General features: G+C 46.4%; 13 protein-coding genes and 1 pseudogene. 3 read left to right on the plus strand and 11 right to left on the minus strand.

The window, feature by feature from the left end:
• Positions 1-44: 44 nt before the first annotated feature.
• Genes CW267_RS19385 through CW267_RS19400 form a run of 4 tightly spaced genes read right to left on the minus strand, consistent with a single transcriptional unit; the run spans position 45 to position 4,279 of the window.
• Positions 45-1,244 (minus strand): aromatic amino acid transport family protein, encoded by a 1,200-nt coding sequence (locus CW267_RS19385; protein ID WP_100781613.1) that lies wholly within the window; start codon positions 1,242-1,244, stop codon positions 45-47.
• A gap of 50 nt (positions 1,245-1,294) precedes the next feature.
• A complete protein-coding gene (locus CW267_RS19390) occupies positions 1,295-2,524 on the minus strand; it encodes an aminotransferase class I/II-fold pyridoxal phosphate-dependent enzyme (protein ID WP_100781614.1) in 1,230 nt (409 codons plus the stop codon).
• The gene (locus tag CW267_RS19395; protein WP_100781615.1) at positions 2,485-3,636 is read right to left on the minus strand and encodes an MFS transporter; all 1,152 of its coding nucleotides are present in this window, start codon (positions 3,634-3,636) and stop codon (positions 2,485-2,487) included. Before CW267_RS19395 ends, CW267_RS19390 begins: the two co-directional genes overlap by 40 nt.
• Before the next feature lie 40 nt (positions 3,637-3,676).
• Positions 3,677-4,279, minus strand: a complete 603-nt coding sequence (locus CW267_RS19400) for a hypothetical protein (RefSeq protein ID WP_206053240.1) — start codon at positions 4,277-4,279, stop codon at positions 3,677-3,679.
• 702 nt (positions 4,280-4,981) lie between these two features.
• Between CW267_RS19400 and CW267_RS19405 the strand changes: the two genes are divergently transcribed.
• The gene (locus CW267_RS19405) at positions 4,982-6,745 is read left to right on the plus strand and encodes an EAL domain-containing protein (RefSeq protein ID WP_100781616.1); all 1,764 of its coding nucleotides are present in this window, start codon (positions 4,982-4,984) and stop codon (positions 6,743-6,745) included.
• 446 nt (positions 6,746-7,191) lie between these two features.
• On the opposite strand, the gene CW267_RS19410 is transcribed toward CW267_RS19405, so the two are convergent.
• The 5 genes from CW267_RS19410 to CW267_RS19430 all read right to left on the minus strand — a co-directional run bounded on the left by CW267_RS19410 (position 7,192) and on the right by CW267_RS19430 (position 11,343).
• Positions 7,192-7,419, minus strand: a complete 228-nt coding sequence (locus CW267_RS19410; protein ID WP_012542191.1) for a DUF1737 domain-containing protein — start codon at positions 7,417-7,419, stop codon at positions 7,192-7,194.
• Between the two features lie 323 nt (positions 7,420-7,742).
• Complete coding sequence (locus CW267_RS19415) at positions 7,743-8,489, minus strand: SDR family NAD(P)-dependent oxidoreductase (RefSeq protein ID WP_021462587.1); 747 nt, start codon at positions 8,487-8,489, stop codon at positions 7,743-7,745.
• 70 nt (positions 8,490-8,559) lie between these two features.
• Positions 8,560-9,249 carry a helix-turn-helix transcriptional regulator gene (locus CW267_RS19420; protein WP_100781617.1) on the minus strand — a complete coding sequence of 230 codons (690 nt, stop codon included), beginning with the start codon at positions 9,247-9,249 and terminating at the stop codon, positions 8,560-8,562.
• 545 nt (positions 9,250-9,794) lie between these two features.
• Entirely contained in the window at positions 9,795-10,181 is a 387-nt protein-coding gene (locus CW267_RS19425; RefSeq protein WP_100730232.1) for a hypothetical protein, read from the minus strand.
• Between the two features lie 46 nt (positions 10,182-10,227).
• Positions 10,228-11,343 (minus strand): alpha/beta fold hydrolase, encoded by a 1,116-nt coding sequence (locus CW267_RS19430; protein ID WP_100781618.1) that lies wholly within the window; start codon positions 11,341-11,343, stop codon positions 10,228-10,230.
• A gap of 1,699 nt (positions 11,344-13,042) precedes the next feature.
• On the opposite strand from CW267_RS19430, the gene CW267_RS31375 reads away from it, so the two are divergent.
• Complete coding sequence (locus tag CW267_RS31375) at positions 13,043-13,615, plus strand: GGDEF domain-containing protein (RefSeq protein ID WP_227521866.1); 573 nt, start codon at positions 13,043-13,045, stop codon at positions 13,613-13,615.
• Here the strand turns inward: CW267_RS31375 and CW267_RS31380 are convergent.
• Positions 13,584-13,769 (minus strand): annotated as a pseudogene (locus CW267_RS31380) (IS3 family transposase); the annotation flags it as partial. The gene CW267_RS31375 and the pseudogene CW267_RS31380 sit on opposite strands and share 32 nt — an antisense overlap.
• Before the next feature lie 133 nt (positions 13,770-13,902).
• Complete coding sequence (locus CW267_RS30145) at positions 13,903-14,019, minus strand: hypothetical protein (RefSeq protein WP_413773659.1); 117 nt, start codon at positions 14,017-14,019, stop codon at positions 13,903-13,905.
• Between the two features lie 381 nt (positions 14,020-14,400).
• Between CW267_RS30145 and CW267_RS19445 the strand changes: the two genes are divergently transcribed.
• Positions 14,401-15,399 carry a sodium:calcium antiporter gene (locus tag CW267_RS19445; RefSeq protein WP_206053241.1) on the plus strand — a complete coding sequence of 333 codons (999 nt, stop codon included), beginning with the start codon at positions 14,401-14,403 and terminating at the stop codon, positions 15,397-15,399.
• Positions 15,400-15,770 lie beyond the last annotated feature (371 nt).

Raw genomic sequence — 15,770 nt, forward strand, 5'->3', positions numbered from 1 at the left:
AATAGTTTCCTTGCAAAGTCAGTTGTGAATGAGACAGGTCTTTATTAAAGACATGCGTAACTCATCAGTAACCAGAGTATGAGTCCGGTAACAATGATTATTTTCAGGAGGAAATTATTTCCCGGAAAGCTATATACCGGAGGTAGCCTTGAACGCCTGGCTTTGATGAGCAAATAAGGGGGTAGTATAATACTCCACAACACCAGTGATATACCTGCAAAGGACAAGGAAGATAAAAAACCTTGCGGAGCAATAATACAGGCCATTGCAGGAGATAAATAAGTCAGAAATATTGCCAGTGGGCGTGAATACTGACAGTTAATTTTGTTCAGTGTATCCTCAAGATAATCGCTTAAGCCGATTGAGGCCGACATCAGTGAAGCTAAAACGGCAATACACCCAAAGGCGACCAGTATCAGACTGGTAGCAGAGGTAGTCCGGTGGATATTGAGGGCCGTAATAAAGGCGCCAATATTCCCACCTTCATCGCTGACATGCCGGATAGCCTGAGGCGTGAGCGCGCCCATCGTGAGCGTCAGCCAGAAAGCATAGACAGTTAACGAAACGGCGAAACCGTAATAGAGAGAGCGGAGAATCGCGCGATGATTATCCCCCCGGTACATTCTTGTCAGGGAGGGAACGCTGCCATGAAATCCAAAAGCGATAACGCAGACCGGTACGATCGGCAGGTAATACTGTAGCGGCGTGCTGCCGGCGAGGTCGAGTAATCTGAGTGCTTTTACGCCTCCTGCGGCACCGGCGAACAGCAGGAGAAAAAGGGTGAATTTGGCAGCGATAAGGCCGGAGAGGAGAAAACCGGGCAATTTGCCGCCTGCCCACAGAATCAGCGAGGTCGTTAGCGACAACAAAATGATCGGCAGCCAGCTGCGGCCTGCAATATCGGGAGGGAGGAGATCACACAATATCGATGCTGCGCCTGATATGTACGCGTAGGTCAGTAAATAGAGTACGAAACAGAAAGCCACGCCGATGATAACGCTGGCAGCGGGTCCGAGCAGGGCGTGGGTGAAGGTATTAAAACTGGCTCCAGGAGGAAAGCGCATCGTAATGTCGACGAGGATCAACCCTGTGATCAGCATCAATATGCCTGTTACCGACAGGACCAGAAGGCCCTTTATAAACCACACGTGGACGAAAGCAACCGGCAACGCGAACATGCCTCCACCGATAATGGTCGCCACCATAAGAGACGTTCCCCGTAGCGGGAAATTTGTTCCTTTCATATGAGCTAGTGTCCGTAAGCGGCCTGACGAAGCAGGCCGGCAGTAGCTATTTATTTTGTGGCTTCAGCCAGTGATTCGCTGAAGTTTTTATGGAAGTCGTCGATTTGCCCGCTCTCATGAAGCGCAGACAATGCGCAACGCAGAATGGCGTGTCCTTCCTCAACGGTTGGATACATCGCCACTGTCGTGGCGAAGCCGCGATCGTGCAGTTTTTTGCACATCGTAATGGCGAGGTCTTCGTTACCTATCAGGATCCCCCGAATCGGCATTGTTGTGCCCCGGTTAACTATCTCGGTCCCGCCGAACACTTCGTCAAAATAACGAATGACGTTCTGTAGCTTCTCCTGACGGGCTGTGACGGTGCCGTCCAGGTGGAGATCGGCTGAGGCGACGCATGCTGCAATCCCCGGTAATGACGGTGGTCCACCAAAGGCGTAGGTTGTACCGTAGGTTTTAATAAAGTTGATGGTCTCAGCTTCCCGACAGGCGATAAATCCGCCGTGTGAGCCAAAAGCCTTGGACAGCGATCCGGCGATAATAATACGCTCGTCAAGTCGATGGTTGAGGCATGACATGACATATCCCGAACCGTAATCCCCGTAGATAGAGGTGCCGTGCGCATCGTCAATATAGGCGAAGCCGTCATACTGATGCGCCAGGCGAACGATATGTGCGACAGGGGCGACACCACCCATTGAGCCTACGCTGTCTGATACCGAGATCGGTGTCAGTCCCTGGCTGGCCGCATAGCGAAAAGCCTCTTCAATCCGCGCCTTGTCCTGGAAATCAATTCTGACGACTTCGCCAAACTGCTGTAAGAGTCCGCGGTTGATCTGCAACGTAGCGTGCGCGGTCTTCTCCATAATAAAGTACGGTTTTTTACTGAACGTAAAATGCGGCAGCGTCCCGGATGCCAGCAGCGGCAGCACCGCAATATGGCAGGGAGTCACCGCGTTGAACGTGAGGGTATGAGCCCCATGCATGATGTCGTTCATACGCGCTTCCAGCTGCGGAAAGAGATCGACTTTAACCCGCGTTCTGGCGACAGAAACCTGCACACCAAAACGTTCAATGGCATCGACAACCGCTTTTTTCAGCGCCGGGTGGGTCTCCAGCCCAAGGTAAGAGCAAGAGACAAATTCCACCATTTTTCTGCCATCGTCGAGGGTAATGACCTTACCTTCTCTTTTTACTGCGACCAGTTCGTTAATATGTTCTGAAAATACCCTGGTCTGATATTTTAATGACCTGTCAATTTTCCTTTTTTGCCAGTTTTCCATTGTGTTACCTTCATTGTAGTGACTACCAGAAGAGATAAAATTGCCAGTGTTAACGTGCTCATGCCGAGGGTTCTGTCAAAACCCATACCGGTATCCGTCAGTTTTACGGCGAAATAGCTGATGGCACCGGCACTCACTGTTTGAATAAATCCGGTGGCGGACGCCGCAATACCTGTTTTTTTCCCTTTGATTTGCAGGGCGATGAAGTTCGCGCTCGGGTAATAGGCGCCAAGGGTGAGGTTGAAAATCATCGATCCGGCGATGCACAATATCAGCGAGTGACTACCGATAATAAAGGGAAAGACCGACAGTGCATTAATACCAAACAAAAACCACGGATTAATTATTCGCTCGAATTTTGCGAACTGATTACCAATAATAAAAAATAATACGGATGCAGAGAACAGCAGCGAGTAATGTATGGTGCTTAGCCCAAGCTGCTGCATAAAGATGGCCGGCGACAGTGAGATATAGCAAAACAGCGAACTCAGGATCAGCGAAACCAGCAGCGTTCCCTGAATAAATGCAGGGGTGATAAAACCGGAAGAAGAGGATACTGTGGCCACGTCATGATACACGAGGCGACGCGGAGAGAGCAAAAGGGTGACGACGCTAAACAGGGCCATGACAAGGAATATCGTGTTCCAGCTCAGATAGCCGAGGATTGCGGCGCCAGCCAGGGGCGCAATGAGAGGAACAACTGCACTGGCGGAAGAAATATCGGAAAGCGCGCGCTTGAGTGTTAATGGGGAAAACGTCTCTTTGGCGATGGCTTTGGACAGAACAGGCCCGGCGCCGGCACCCAGAGCCTGTAGTGCCCTGCCGGCTAACAACATCTCTAAGCTGTCGGACATAAAGCAGAGGAGACTTCCCGCCAGGAAGAGCAAAAAGCTGGCCGTCAGTATTCGTAATTTACCCAGCTTTTCACCGAGAAATCCTGACAGTAACTGACTGGCCGCGTATATCACCAGAAAACCACTAATGGTTAACTGTATAGCTGAATAATCAGTATTAAACGCTTTTTGTAACAAGGGCAGCGCTGGAACGATCATATCTGTCGCCAGTGCGGAAACCGATGCGGCGAGAATAAGATATAAGTATATCCTGTACATAATAAACTATTCCGTTGGGATTAATTAAATCATGAAATTATTATTTATCAACAGGCCGCTGATTGTTTACGAGTGAACAAGTACCGATTCCAGTTAGAATAAAAAGCCAGCTTCGTAAAGGACAAAGTTGCGAACTGGTAAGCAGAATATTACGCAACAGAGAGCAATATTCTGCCCGACTCATCGCCGATTCCATTATCGACATCACTGAAAAGCTAAATCGGTTTAGCAACGAGGCGTGACTCTGGTTGCCATGAGAGTGGCGCAGCCATTGACCTGCAGTTCGGGAAAGCATTTCCCGGCCGTAACGCGGCGATAGCCGCACATGGGAAATGAGACGATTAATAATGGGAACGATGAGGGAGATCGCAGCAATATAAAACGCTTTTCCTGGAGCGGATTCTGGCTGCAGGCCAACAGAATGGAGCTGTACATGGAGCGTTAAAACCAGCAGTTTCGATCCATTGTGGTGGGGCAACGGCCACTGAACATTGCCGATTTGCCGTTTATACAGCATTACCGCGTTTAAAGCCCATTTCACCCCTGTCATAAGAACCGGGTTCGTGCCCTGAACGACAAAATGGCGTAAGACATCATTCCTTCGCCAAAACAGGGTCGATGGTGTTAGTAACAGGTAAGGCATGCTCATTCCTTGCATCGCTTTGAACTGTACTAAATGGTAACGTTATTTTTTTTAAAGTTTCAATAAAATTTTATATTGATTTTATTTTATCTTTATAATCAGCAGATTATCATTCGTTCGATGCTGTAAAAAACAGGGGATCTTACTGTACTAAAATGTCTAAAATGGTTAATTCAAAGACACGGACGCTTCAAAAAATCTATCAGACTACTCACGACTAATGAACACCGCACTGAGTGGGGTGTGATGACGTTGTGGCGGGTACTGAATGTCGCCCGAACCAGGTTCTATGCGTGACTACACGGCGGTTGTAGCCAGCCATGAACTCTTCGGCAAAGGCGTTTGCGGCATCGGGTGTACTGATACCACGGAGCCGCAGCACCTTGAAAGGCGGTCCTGCCAACGTCAGGTAAGCCGGCTCCTAATAATTGTCAAAGCTCAGTTCAGATTTCCGGGGCAGGGCAAAGCTCAAAAGTCTACTCTGTGCCAGGAGCGGACATTACTGACACAAACAAAACCAGCAAATGGATTACCGGGCGGCCGGGGGCGACATTTCCGGGAGACAATCAACTGGAAACATTTTAATGTGAGAGTTTATGCAGGTCACAGCGTATGTATTACCATATGCCATTGGAAGAATGATGCATGCTACCTTTGAGTGTGGAATAACCAGAAGCCTATTGCGCCGGAGGATGTCTTGCCATGTTGACCGATCTCAGCAGAGATGAAAGTAAAAGACTTGCGGCAATCGACTTGTTGAAAAATCCTGACAAGGGCCGGGATGATGCGTTAAAAAAATATACTCATCTAATATGCCAATTGCTGAACATGCCGATGGGCTTTGTTTCTGTTCTCGATGAAGAAAAGCAATACATCAAATCAGCCCAAAATGTTGCCGTCACTGAAATCAGCCTGAGCGAGGCATTTTGCGTACAGACCCAGGAGCAGAGTAAGACATTCATTTGTCATGACACTCATCTGCACCCTACCTTTCGCGACTATCACGCGGTGAAAGAGGCTCCATTCATTCGCTTTTATGCAGGCTGCCCACTTAAAACCCAGGATGGAGTACCCATAGGTACCTTGTGTATCCTCGATACTCAGCCCAGGGAACTTTCAGACGAGCAGCTCGATCTTTTTGAAAAGATTGCAGGACTTATATCGGATTTTCTGGCCTCGTGGCACTCCGTCGGCTACCTCGATATAGTCACGCTATTACCAAACCGGCAGCGACTGCTGAAGGATATAGAGGTTTCAACTGAAGGCGCATTCAGGCTCGTCATTATTGATTGTATTGATATGCCATTAGCCTACGAAATGGCTCGCTCACTCGGTATGACTGCCGTAGAAAATCTACTTCGTAATATGGTCGCAGAGCTGCAGATCCGCCTGCCTTTAGAAGGGCCGCTCTACGCCGTGGCAGTTGGACGATTTGCCTTTTTTACCCATAAGGAAAAAACTCGGACATTAGAAGATATCTCTCAAAGCCTTCAGGGGATCCAGGCCAGGTTTACCCCTGAAGTTCCCCTTGATCTGGATATTCACATGGGTGACTCCGGGCTTTGCGATAAATCTCTGACATCGAATGAAATACTGCGCCGTGCAGTCAGCGCATTGCATGAAGGGATAAGTCAGGGGCGCCGGTTTACAGTTTATGATGACGCACTGGATAGCCGTAAGAAGACTGATTTCAGCCTTCTTACTGAAGTTAGACAAGCGCTACAAGAAAACCAGGGCTTATATCTGGTTTATCAGCCGAAAATCTCACTGGTGACAGGGCGTGTGACGGGAGCCGAAGCTTTGCTTAGATGGCAACATCCTAAAAACGGCGAAGTGTTGCCGGGTGTGTTTATTCCTCTGGTCGAAAAGACCAGCCTGATGCGTGAACTCACAGCATGGGTTATCGATCACACGATTGTGCAACTGAGTGCCTGGCAAAGCCGTGGAGTTTCTTTACCTGTGTCGATTAATCTGGCTGCCAGTGATTTTTCAAGACCAGATTTCTGCGATGAGCTGGAACAGAAAATGCTGGACGCGCGTCTGGATCCCGCCCTGCTGGGGGTGGAGTGTCTGGAAACCGAGAAGATGCTGGAAAGTCCCGCTGCACTTATCGGCCTGGACATGCTCAAACAACGCGGATTTAAAATATCTCTGGATGATTTTGGTTCCGGATACAGCAACATTAATTACCTGCGACAAATCCCGATGGACATCATCAAGCTTGACCGCTCTATTGTGAGTAAGGTTGCTGACGACAATGCCAGCCGCATCATTGTTCGCAACGTTATCACACTCCTCAAGCAGCTCGACTATATCGTTCTGGCCGAAGGCGTCGAGGATGCCAGGACCGTTGATATTTTAAGAAGGCTGGGCTGCGATGAAGTTCAGGGCTATTTTTTTGCCAAACCGATGACCCCTGATGCTTTTGAAACCTGGTATCACGGCAGAGACGAAGCCTTAAAGTGAACGAGTATTAAGTAAAAACGTATGCTCGCCTGCCCGAAATATATAAACGGAAGGGAGCTGGTCACCCTGACCTGCTCTTCATTGATTATCAGCGGCCGATTTTAGTTCTGCATCCTGGTAATCATTACAAACTCTCACTTACGCTTCTCGCTCTAAGCGGTCTTAGAGACTGTCATGGGCATATTACCAGGCGTAGAAACCCTGCGAAGGTAGGGTTATCCCGCCTTTGCTGTTGAGAAAGGTAGTTTAATTTGCACCCGACATCACTCTCATTGATTAAAGCACGGGGTGGAGATTACTGCGGTCCACAGTTCTGACAAACAGTGAAAGAGAAGGCCTGCGTAAAGAAAAAAGGTGTCGCGATGCGTGATGCAATTACCTTATGACAGACCTTGCGGTGATTTACAGCACCGGGCGGATTCCGGACGCTGCGAGCCCACTCATTCCTACGAAGCCTGATTCTGCTGTACCTCAGGCCATATGATAGCCTGCGCAACAATCACATCCTGCCCATTAAACGTTGCGGCGGGGGAGCCATACAGTTGATAACCAAGCGCCAGTGCTTCTGAAACCCGATGACAAAATTTAGCGTCATCCTTACCTGTCAGGAGACGATAACGAGGAAGACCATCCGGAGGTTCATGGCCCTTATTTTTTATTTCTGGATTGCTCATGGTAGTGCTCCTCTTCAATTTTAGCCTTTTTGGCTCTCGTTATTCTTATCTTCACAAAACCATAAAAAATCATAATGATCAATCTGGACCATGCGTCTAGGGGAGTACTCCCGGGCCCTGGACTTCCCATGAGTGCCAGAAGAGGACGTTGTTAATGGCATGATATATGAACAAATGGAGTGCCGATCATCAATCCCAATATTAACCCATACTTGAAATATTTTCATCACAGGCCTGATAATGGAAGCGTTAACTATACACCCCAGCTAGCCTACGACTTTGGCGAGGCAATTCTTAAAGTTTAAAAGGGCTTTAGGGAAATTTTACTCAGCTAAATAACCGCCATCGATTGGATAAACTCCTCCGGTACAGAATGCTGAATTATCTGACAGTAAAAACAGTATGAAGTCTGCTACTTCTTGCATTTTTGCCATCCTTTTCATAGGGTGGCTATTTGCGAAACTACGTACGATATTTTCTGGGAACTCACTCATTCGTGGGGTTTGGACATAGCCCGGAGCTACTGCATTGATTCGAATGCCTTCACATGCAAACTCCAGCGCTGCGGTTTGGGTTAAACCGATTATGCCATGTTTAGCCACGGTGTAAGGTGCTAACCCAGGAATGCCAACCAGTCCATTTACTGCAGATAAATTAACTATAGAGCCACCAGATTTCATCATCTGAGGTATTTCATATTTTAGGCAGTAAAAAACACCGCTCAATGAAGTTGCAATAACCTTATCCCAGTTTTCAATTGTCTGCTCAGTTATATTTATACCATGTTCACCTGTTAAGCCTGCATTATTTACTGCATAATCAAGTCTGCCGAAATGTTTGATAACATCATCTATCATTTGCCGTACTTGTTCAGGCTGTGACACATCACATCCGATCCCCACGGCTTGTTGTCCCTGTGAAGATAATTGTTTCGCTTTTTGTTTAGCCTGTTCTGACGAACGGGATACAATAACGACCTTAGATCCATGCTTATGTAATTGGTCTGCGACTGCCTCACCTATACCTGTAGTGCTTCCTGTTATGACAGCAACTTTATTCTTGAAATTCATAACCCCCCCTATGAAGTAGAATTGAGTCTTTCAGCTGGGTTAGTATACAAATTAGCTGTGACAGTTTTTGTCAGTACTCTTTCTCCTCGCAGATCCCTTCTTTAAGCCTCCATTTTTTCAATAAAACTTCTCTGCTTTCACTATATGTAGAATCCAGTTGCACAATATCTTGAATTCTGTCCGTTCTAAAATGACGAAAATCATTTCTCATTTCACACCATGCAACCAAAAGCCAGCATGACTCCATGTATACCAATCCGATTGGCCATATGACTCGAGAAGAGTAACAATCCTTCTTATCACAATACTTTAGTTTTATTCTCATGCGCTTTTTAATAGCATTGCGAACACCTTCAAAATATATCTCATTATTTTCTGAAGGACCGATCAGATAGGATTGACTCTCAATAAGGTTTTTTAATTCACCAGGAATGACGGCGTGTATTTTGGCTAGTGCATTCTTTGCGGTAATTTTGAAATTACAGTCAGTATTATGAGATACCCAATTTAACCCAAGTGTAATGGCATTGATTTCTTCATGAGAAAGGTTTAAGGGTGGCAAATGAAAGTCAGACTTAACGATGTAACCAATTCCAGCACCACCTTCAATGCATACTCCTTGATGCTGCAGCGTTTTTATATCCCTGTAAAGAGATCGCACACTTATTCCCAGTCTTTCTGAGAGGGTGGATGCAGTGATCGGATATCTTTGTGCCCTTAATATCTGTAGTAGTTCGAGAAGTCTTTCTGTTCTAGTCATGTTGATAAATCCATCTTGATCTTGAGACGATATCTTAAATCATCTATTAGATAAGCATCTTAGTACAAAGCGAGTGTAACGGGCTAAGTTGAACAGCTACCGATGATTACTACAGTGCTATGTTCGTAATGCATGCATAAGCGGTGATCATGAGTGTAAAGGTCCGCAGTTCGCTCATAGCGAACTGCGCTCACGCGTTACCTTGAGTTTAATGCCAGCCTGGTACAGTCAGGTTGACAGTACCGGTTTCGGCCTCGCGGAGAATACTGATGATCTGTTCGTTGGAAAATCGCTTCTTCATGGGGATGTCCTCATGTGACTGATGAAGACATTACTAACATCGCGGTGTATTAATCAACGGGGAGCAGGTCAAACAGCGAGCGCCCCCATGAATCCCTGAATAACCTGACGCCGGAAGAATACCGGGTGATGGCTGAAACCCCGGAAATCTCAAAAAGTTCGTGCAACTTAAACGGGTGCGCTTACAAGGATATATAGTACCATTTCATATGATTTAGTTATTTGATGAGGATTAAGACGAATTATTATCCTCTGTACAACGTACCTTCGCCTGCTCGTGCGCGCCGCCACAGCTCATCATCCGACAGTGTGGTCTGAATGAGTTCAACAGGAACGCCATTATCATTGATAATCGCCACGAAGAAATCGTCGATGGGTTCATAGGGTCCGAGGAGAAGGCACTCGTCCTTTATCGCCTCAGACAAGTTATCAACCCTGAATGCAACATGGGGGACGCTTTTAATTAAAGGGTGTAAAGTCGAGTTCTCCGTGAATCTGTGCCACTGTATCCGGAACTTGCCGGGATTGTCGGTGGTATACATTCCGGCGACTTCACTGAATACGCCCTCTTCCCTACCGTCCTGGAGTGGGATCCCGATGTGATGAAACTCATATCTGACATTTTTTTTCATAAAGCATAGCCTGTGTGCATGAATTTTCTAAATATCTTTAGAACGTTTATATTGCTCTCATTATATGCTGCACAAATGGTACCGAATCACGAAGTGAATAGTTGAGTGTAGCACTATGATCAAGCCTAGGATAAATATGGACTTCACTAATTGTACCAGAAATGTCGACATCCTCTGCAAAGTATCTCTGTATGAGTACGGGTACGTTAATATCATTGTCACCAATACCAATAAAAACCGGGTGCATTATATTCAGTGTAGGGTAGGCCATTTTTGGAAGTATCTCTTGAAATAATTTCCATATTTCAGGTTTTATACTGTTATTTAGCGTGAGAGCTTTATCAATGACAATCTGTTTGAGCGATGAGATGGCTAATATTTTAGACTGGGTGAGCACATCCCTTACCGGTTCCTGAAAGAAATCCCGGGAGTCAAGACTACCGTTTACATCTGCGCACGATTGCCATATATAAAAAATATAAGGCAGCCTGGGGTCTCCTGACATCGTGGGGTCAGTAAAACTTAGCATACTTTCGAAATTACGGCCTCCGGTGAAATAAGGTGTCCCTGTCAGGACTGAACCAGCAATATTAAGCGCTGGTGCGTACTGCATCTGATAACCCGCAGTAGAAAAGGCAGCGTGAGCGCCTTGTGAATGACCGATTAATAATATTCTGTTTTTTAGCGGGAATACACCAAGAGCGGCACGAATGCCATCAAGGACACTCCACGCCACACTGCGTGCGTGAAGATAGTGATGCAGTCCCTGAGACCCCAGTCCAGGATAGTCTGGTGCAAAAATGGCGTACCCCAGTGATAACCACGTATTCAGATACTGACTGTCCCTGAAAGAGCGGACATTCAGTGATGGCGCACATCCATAAGCGATACCGACAGTACCATGGTGCCAGACGATCAGCGGCCAGCCATCTTCAGGTTCAGAACCCTGAGGCAGAAAAATGGCAGCGCTGTCAGTTCGGATTCCCTCTCCCTGAACACCATCGCAAGAACTGTATTCTATACGATACTGATGGAGGGCAGCCGTGAGCCCGAAATCGGACTCAAGGCGTGTTTTAGTCAGTACTGTCCCAGCCAGCTTATCCGTATTATTGTTAAATCTGGAGCCACCCGGTTCGATCCTGACTGTATTAACGTGGGGCATATGTAGTCTTCCATAATTCAGTATTAATAATACTTAATGATTTTTAAACGATTAAAAATATGCTCATGCTCAGCGAACGGATCTCTCAGAGCATGAAGATACATATCAGACACAGCCCGCAGGATTTAGGCTGGAGACTGTGCGGCAAAAAAGATAATGGTGAGATTGTATCAATAATCGTTCTGATAGCATCCTGATTTATTTGCTAAACGACTCCTAACTCCGAAAACAAAGAAGCCCAAAGATATTTGTATTTTCTCTTTGTTATGAAACATCACCATGTCATAGTAAGAGAAATACGAGCGGTTAGCTGCATGTAAAGATGCAGGAAGATAGAGTAATTTGAAAAGCATAGAACACCCCGACACACATTAATCGATATAAAGACAATCATAACCTGTGACCTGATTATCTTTAATGAACTATTATTAAAGATAATCAGGATATTATGGCTATGTCCGAAGGAGGTTCATCGCAAAACATTAGGTCCTCAAAGACTAATGGTTTAAAACAGTTATACATTAGCAAATCAAAGTTAAACTAGCAAATCAAAGTTAAACGACAAATATACAAGCCAGCATTAAACCGTATTGCATCGTGTTAGGCTCTCGCCGTGTTATCATGGCAAAACATTTCTAACACATTCATTTGCTGATTCGGCCTGTAGTTTAGACCCGCGTTAGTAAGAATGCCCGCTGCTGAATACCTTGCCTGGTTTCGCAAATTCCGACTTGTCCGTACGCTCATGTCGGTAAAGAGCTATGGCTACCATCGATATCATGAACATAGTGATGAGAATACGGTCAGTTCATCCCGTCCACTATTACGTACCGCTCAGCAGTCTCTGCAAACCATTTCTGGGGGAGACCGCGTTAAATGAAGTGCATTCACTGCACATTATGAATAATCTGTTACAAACCCGATACCAGCGGCCTAAAAGTTGGCTATATTCCGGATTATTGATGGTAAACGGATGCTGGCCTTGCAATTCAGACGATTTTTTCTTGCGGCCTGTGCAATACAGGAATGATAGTTGTGCTAAGAAGCTGATGTCATTGAAGTCACGTTCTACGGAACGGAAGAGGGAATATCTATGCGACTTATCAGGAAAGAATCACCAGATGTGTACAGGGCTCTGGTTGGCGAACTATCACGCACGCTTATCCCGACCAGTATGATGGGGATCACGATTCTGGTCATCGGAAGCTTTGCCTTCTGGACCCTTGGAAGTATCCCTGTGGTGCTTGCTACTCTGATGGGCGGCGCTGGCTCAGTTGCGAAAGTGATTACAATATTGCTACAGATGAAAAGGCTTCGTCTGTCATCTGAATTACCAGGACTGGAGGGTTCCAGACGCTGGGAACTTGCCCATACCATCATGACGGTCACGGTTTCATCATCAGTGAGTGGTCTATCTTCGCTTATGTTTTTATCTACTTATAATCAACTGCATTTACTGGCCACCACGCTGTTATTCGGATACTGCGCTGGGGTCTCCACGCGTCTGGCCCCGCGACCCGTTATCGCCAGTACTGCCATGGTGATAGCCACGGTACCCGCCATTATTTGCACCTTCATGACAGGTGACACATCACACCGGATTGTTGCGTTAATCTTTCTGGTCTTCCTGCTGGGAGGGATCCACAGTGTTATGTATATCCATCATAACTCGGTGCGTAACATCAGCATGCGTCTGGATATGGAAGTCCTCGCCCGTAACGATCCCCTGACGGGGCTTGCTAACCGTCTGGGCTTGAGGGAAGCATTCCGACGAAGCGTACTGAACACCAGGTTGATTGCCATTCACTGTCTCGATCTTGATGGCTTCAAGGACGTCAACGATAACCATGGCCATGGTTCAGGGGATAGGGTGCTTAACATTGTTGCGGATCGACTGAGAAGAATTGTCCCTGAAGGGTCTACAGTTGCCCGGATCGGGGGGGATGAATTCGTCGTGCTGCAAAACATCTTTCATCATGTGGAAGAGTCTGATGAGCTGCGAAACCTGATTGATGCGAGTCTTCAGCTGCCCTTTGAACTGCCGGGCGTGACGGTTAGCATGAGCGGAAGTATCGGCACAACCAGTTGCGAAAGCCTGACGGCAGACCTGGATGTAATGATCAGTATTGCCGATGAGAAGTTGTACAGTTGCAAACGCATCCGTCATCACGGGCGCATAACATCACCGGTTTACTCCTGTAGTGAATCACTTTGCCAGCAGGAACACCCTTCTGCTACTTTCCTGCATGGATCGCCAGACTCTTCCGACTAAAATTATCAACTACAGTCAGCGCCCGGAAACGACGTCCGTTAAACAGGTTTTCCGACACGAAATCCATACTCCAGCACTGATCAATACCTATCAGGACGGGGCGCTGTTGGCGATGTGCTGCACTGATATGCCTGCGCGGGCGTTTTCTCCGCAAGTATCTGCACAATCGGCGCCTGATTTTAATACAGGCCTCAGAGACCGTCCAGCTGTTGAGGCGATTGTGTGCGGATTACCCATTTGGACAGAGATTTTCCTGATGCCGGATAGATATAAGCAACAACCTAAAATCAAATTAAGTACTGGCAAAGCGGAGGTAGTCCATAAAAATAAAAAGTGGCTTCAGAAATGCCCATCTTTCTGCAGACTTTCCCGAGGCGGATGCCGGTTTCGGCCTGTTGCAGCATAAACCCAATCTGTTTTTCAGTATAGCGGGTCTATTTCATAGCGATGTGCCTCTCTGTGAGGTGGATGAAAGACCGGAGGCTTCAGTTTAGCCTGGCACTATTTTCAGGAAGGAGGTCTATATCCAGTGTTATAGCTTGAGCAATAAAACATAGCAAATGCAATATGCTGTTGATATTTAATAACATTTTGACAAAATAAAAATCTATGGCATCATGCTGTCTTCTATATCATGAAGTCGTAGCACAGTAATTTTCCTGACATTTGGTGTATTTCATTACGCAAAGAATCTCATTGAGTTCTGTATGACCAGCCAGGGAAGTTAGAAAATGGAAACTAACATAAACTTACACTCCTGAGTAATGTCACAATGATTTATTCGATTGCTGAGATTTTTTTCCCTAGTCATCATTCTCATAGCTGCCGAGATTTTCACTAATGCACTCGAACACCTCGGCCATAAACTACGCCTTTCACAAGGTGTAACGGGTTCACTATTTGCGGCTGTAGGGACAGCGCTGCCTGAAACCATTGTGCCACTTCTGGCCATCATTTCCGGAAACAACTTGTCAAGCCACAGCGAGGAAATTGGAGTAGGGGCGATCCTGGGGGCTCCTTTAATGCTATCAACTCTATCTATTTTTTTGATGGGAGCTGCTGTTATGAGGAAGAGAGGATATGCAGGAAAAATCACTCCTGAGCCAGGTGGGTTTAAGCGCGATACAAATTTTTTCCTGGTAGCTTTCATTCTCGCAACATTTGCAATGTTTATTCCGCACGATAAGATTCTATACAGACAGGGTATCAGTGTGATTCTGGTACTGCTGTATTTTTTTTATGTGTATCGGACGATCAAAGCATCTAGTGAACTGGTTCTGGAAGGTGAAGAAACTCAAGTCGAGAAACCGCTGCTCTTATCCTATGCAAGGTTACCCGAAAGACTTATCACCACTATCATACAAGTTCTACTTGGGATCGGTATTCTTCTTGTTGGGGCCTTTGGTTTTATCAATGGTGTGGAAACCACCTCAAGATATTTTGGCGTTTCAGCTTTACTGTTATCACTGATTATTATTCCGATTGCAACAGAGTTACCTGAGAAAATTAACAGCATCTTGTGGATACGTCGTGGAAAGGACACTCTGGCGGTTGCTAATATTACTGGTGCGATGGTATTTCAGGGTACGATACTACCAGCTATTGGGATCACCTTAACGCCCTGGGAGCCACGTACGGAAGTCTTTACCGGAGTACTAATTACACTTACCGCCGCATTCTGGTTATGGTTCGTTGCCAAGAAAAGTACGATAACCGTGGGTTGGTTAGGGTTGAACGGTTTGCTTTACGCGCTCTATATCTGTATTTCGTTGTATAACCTTTAAACAACTCCTCTAAAATTTGGACCTGAGCCGAGATCACTTTATCTGCAGGGACTGCTTCGACTGAACAATATTTTCAATCACTGCATGGCGTAGCCAGACGAGGGATGGAAAACCCTGTACGAAGCCGGGATCCTTGTTAACAGCTATCCGCGCTCAGATGGGAATTCTGCCAGCATAATTTCCCGCACCATATAGGCTTCAATCAAATCATGCATAGCGCTCCATGCAATGTCAGGAGCGCTGGCTTGTAGTCTTCCATTTTGCCGGCATCATCAGGTCCGCAGGTGAGGGGAGGGCTCATCGATTCCGGTAGGGTTCCAGCAACGGACTGATTTCCAGTACGCGCTCCTCAGCACGCCTGCGGGGCATTT

Source organism: Klebsiella sp. X1-16S-Nf21 (assembly GCF_002837615.1).
Taxonomy (GTDB): Bacteria; Pseudomonadota; Gammaproteobacteria; order Enterobacterales; family Enterobacteriaceae; genus Klebsiella; species Klebsiella variicola.

What these genes read in the sequence shown, in the direction of transcription:
- CW267_RS19385 (WP_100781613.1), bottom strand. Translation starts at nt 1,244, where the DNA reads ATGAAAGGAACAAATTTCCCGCTACGGGGAACGTCTCTTATGGTGGCG.
- CW267_RS19390 (WP_100781614.1), bottom strand. Translation starts at nt 2,524, where the DNA reads ATGGAAAACTGGCAAAAAAGGAAAATTGACAGGTCATTAAAATATCAG.
- CW267_RS19395 (WP_100781615.1), bottom strand. Translation starts at nt 3,636, where the DNA reads ATGTACAGGATATACTTATATCTTATTCTCGCCGCATCGGTTTCCGCA.
- CW267_RS19400 (WP_206053240.1), bottom strand. Translation starts at nt 4,279, where the DNA reads ATGCCTTACCTGTTACTAACACCATCGACCCTGTTTTGGCGAAGGAAT.
- CW267_RS19405 (WP_100781616.1), top strand. Translation starts at nt 4,982, where the DNA reads ATGTTGACCGATCTCAGCAGAGATGAAAGTAAAAGACTTGCGGCAATC.
- CW267_RS19410 (WP_012542191.1), bottom strand. Translation starts at nt 7,419, where the DNA reads ATGAGCAATCCAGAAATAAAAAATAAGGGCCATGAACCTCCGGATGGT.
- CW267_RS19415 (WP_021462587.1), bottom strand. Translation starts at nt 8,489, where the DNA reads ATGAATTTCAAGAATAAAGTTGCTGTCATAACAGGAAGCACTACAGGT.
- CW267_RS19420 (WP_100781617.1), bottom strand. Translation starts at nt 9,249, where the DNA reads ATGACTAGAACAGAAAGACTTCTCGAACTACTACAGATATTAAGGGCA.
- CW267_RS19425 (WP_100730232.1), bottom strand. Translation starts at nt 10,181, where the DNA reads ATGAAAAAAAATGTCAGATATGAGTTTCATCACATCGGGATCCCACTC.
- CW267_RS19430 (WP_100781618.1), bottom strand. Translation starts at nt 11,343, where the DNA reads ATGCCCCACGTTAATACAGTCAGGATCGAACCGGGTGGCTCCAGATTT.
- CW267_RS31375 (WP_227521866.1), top strand. Translation starts at nt 13,043, where the DNA reads ATGGAAGTCCTCGCCCGTAACGATCCCCTGACGGGGCTTGCTAACCGT.
- CW267_RS30145 (WP_413773659.1), bottom strand. Translation starts at nt 14,019, where the DNA reads ATGCTGCAACAGGCCGAAACCGGCATCCGCCTCGGGAAAGTCTGCAGA.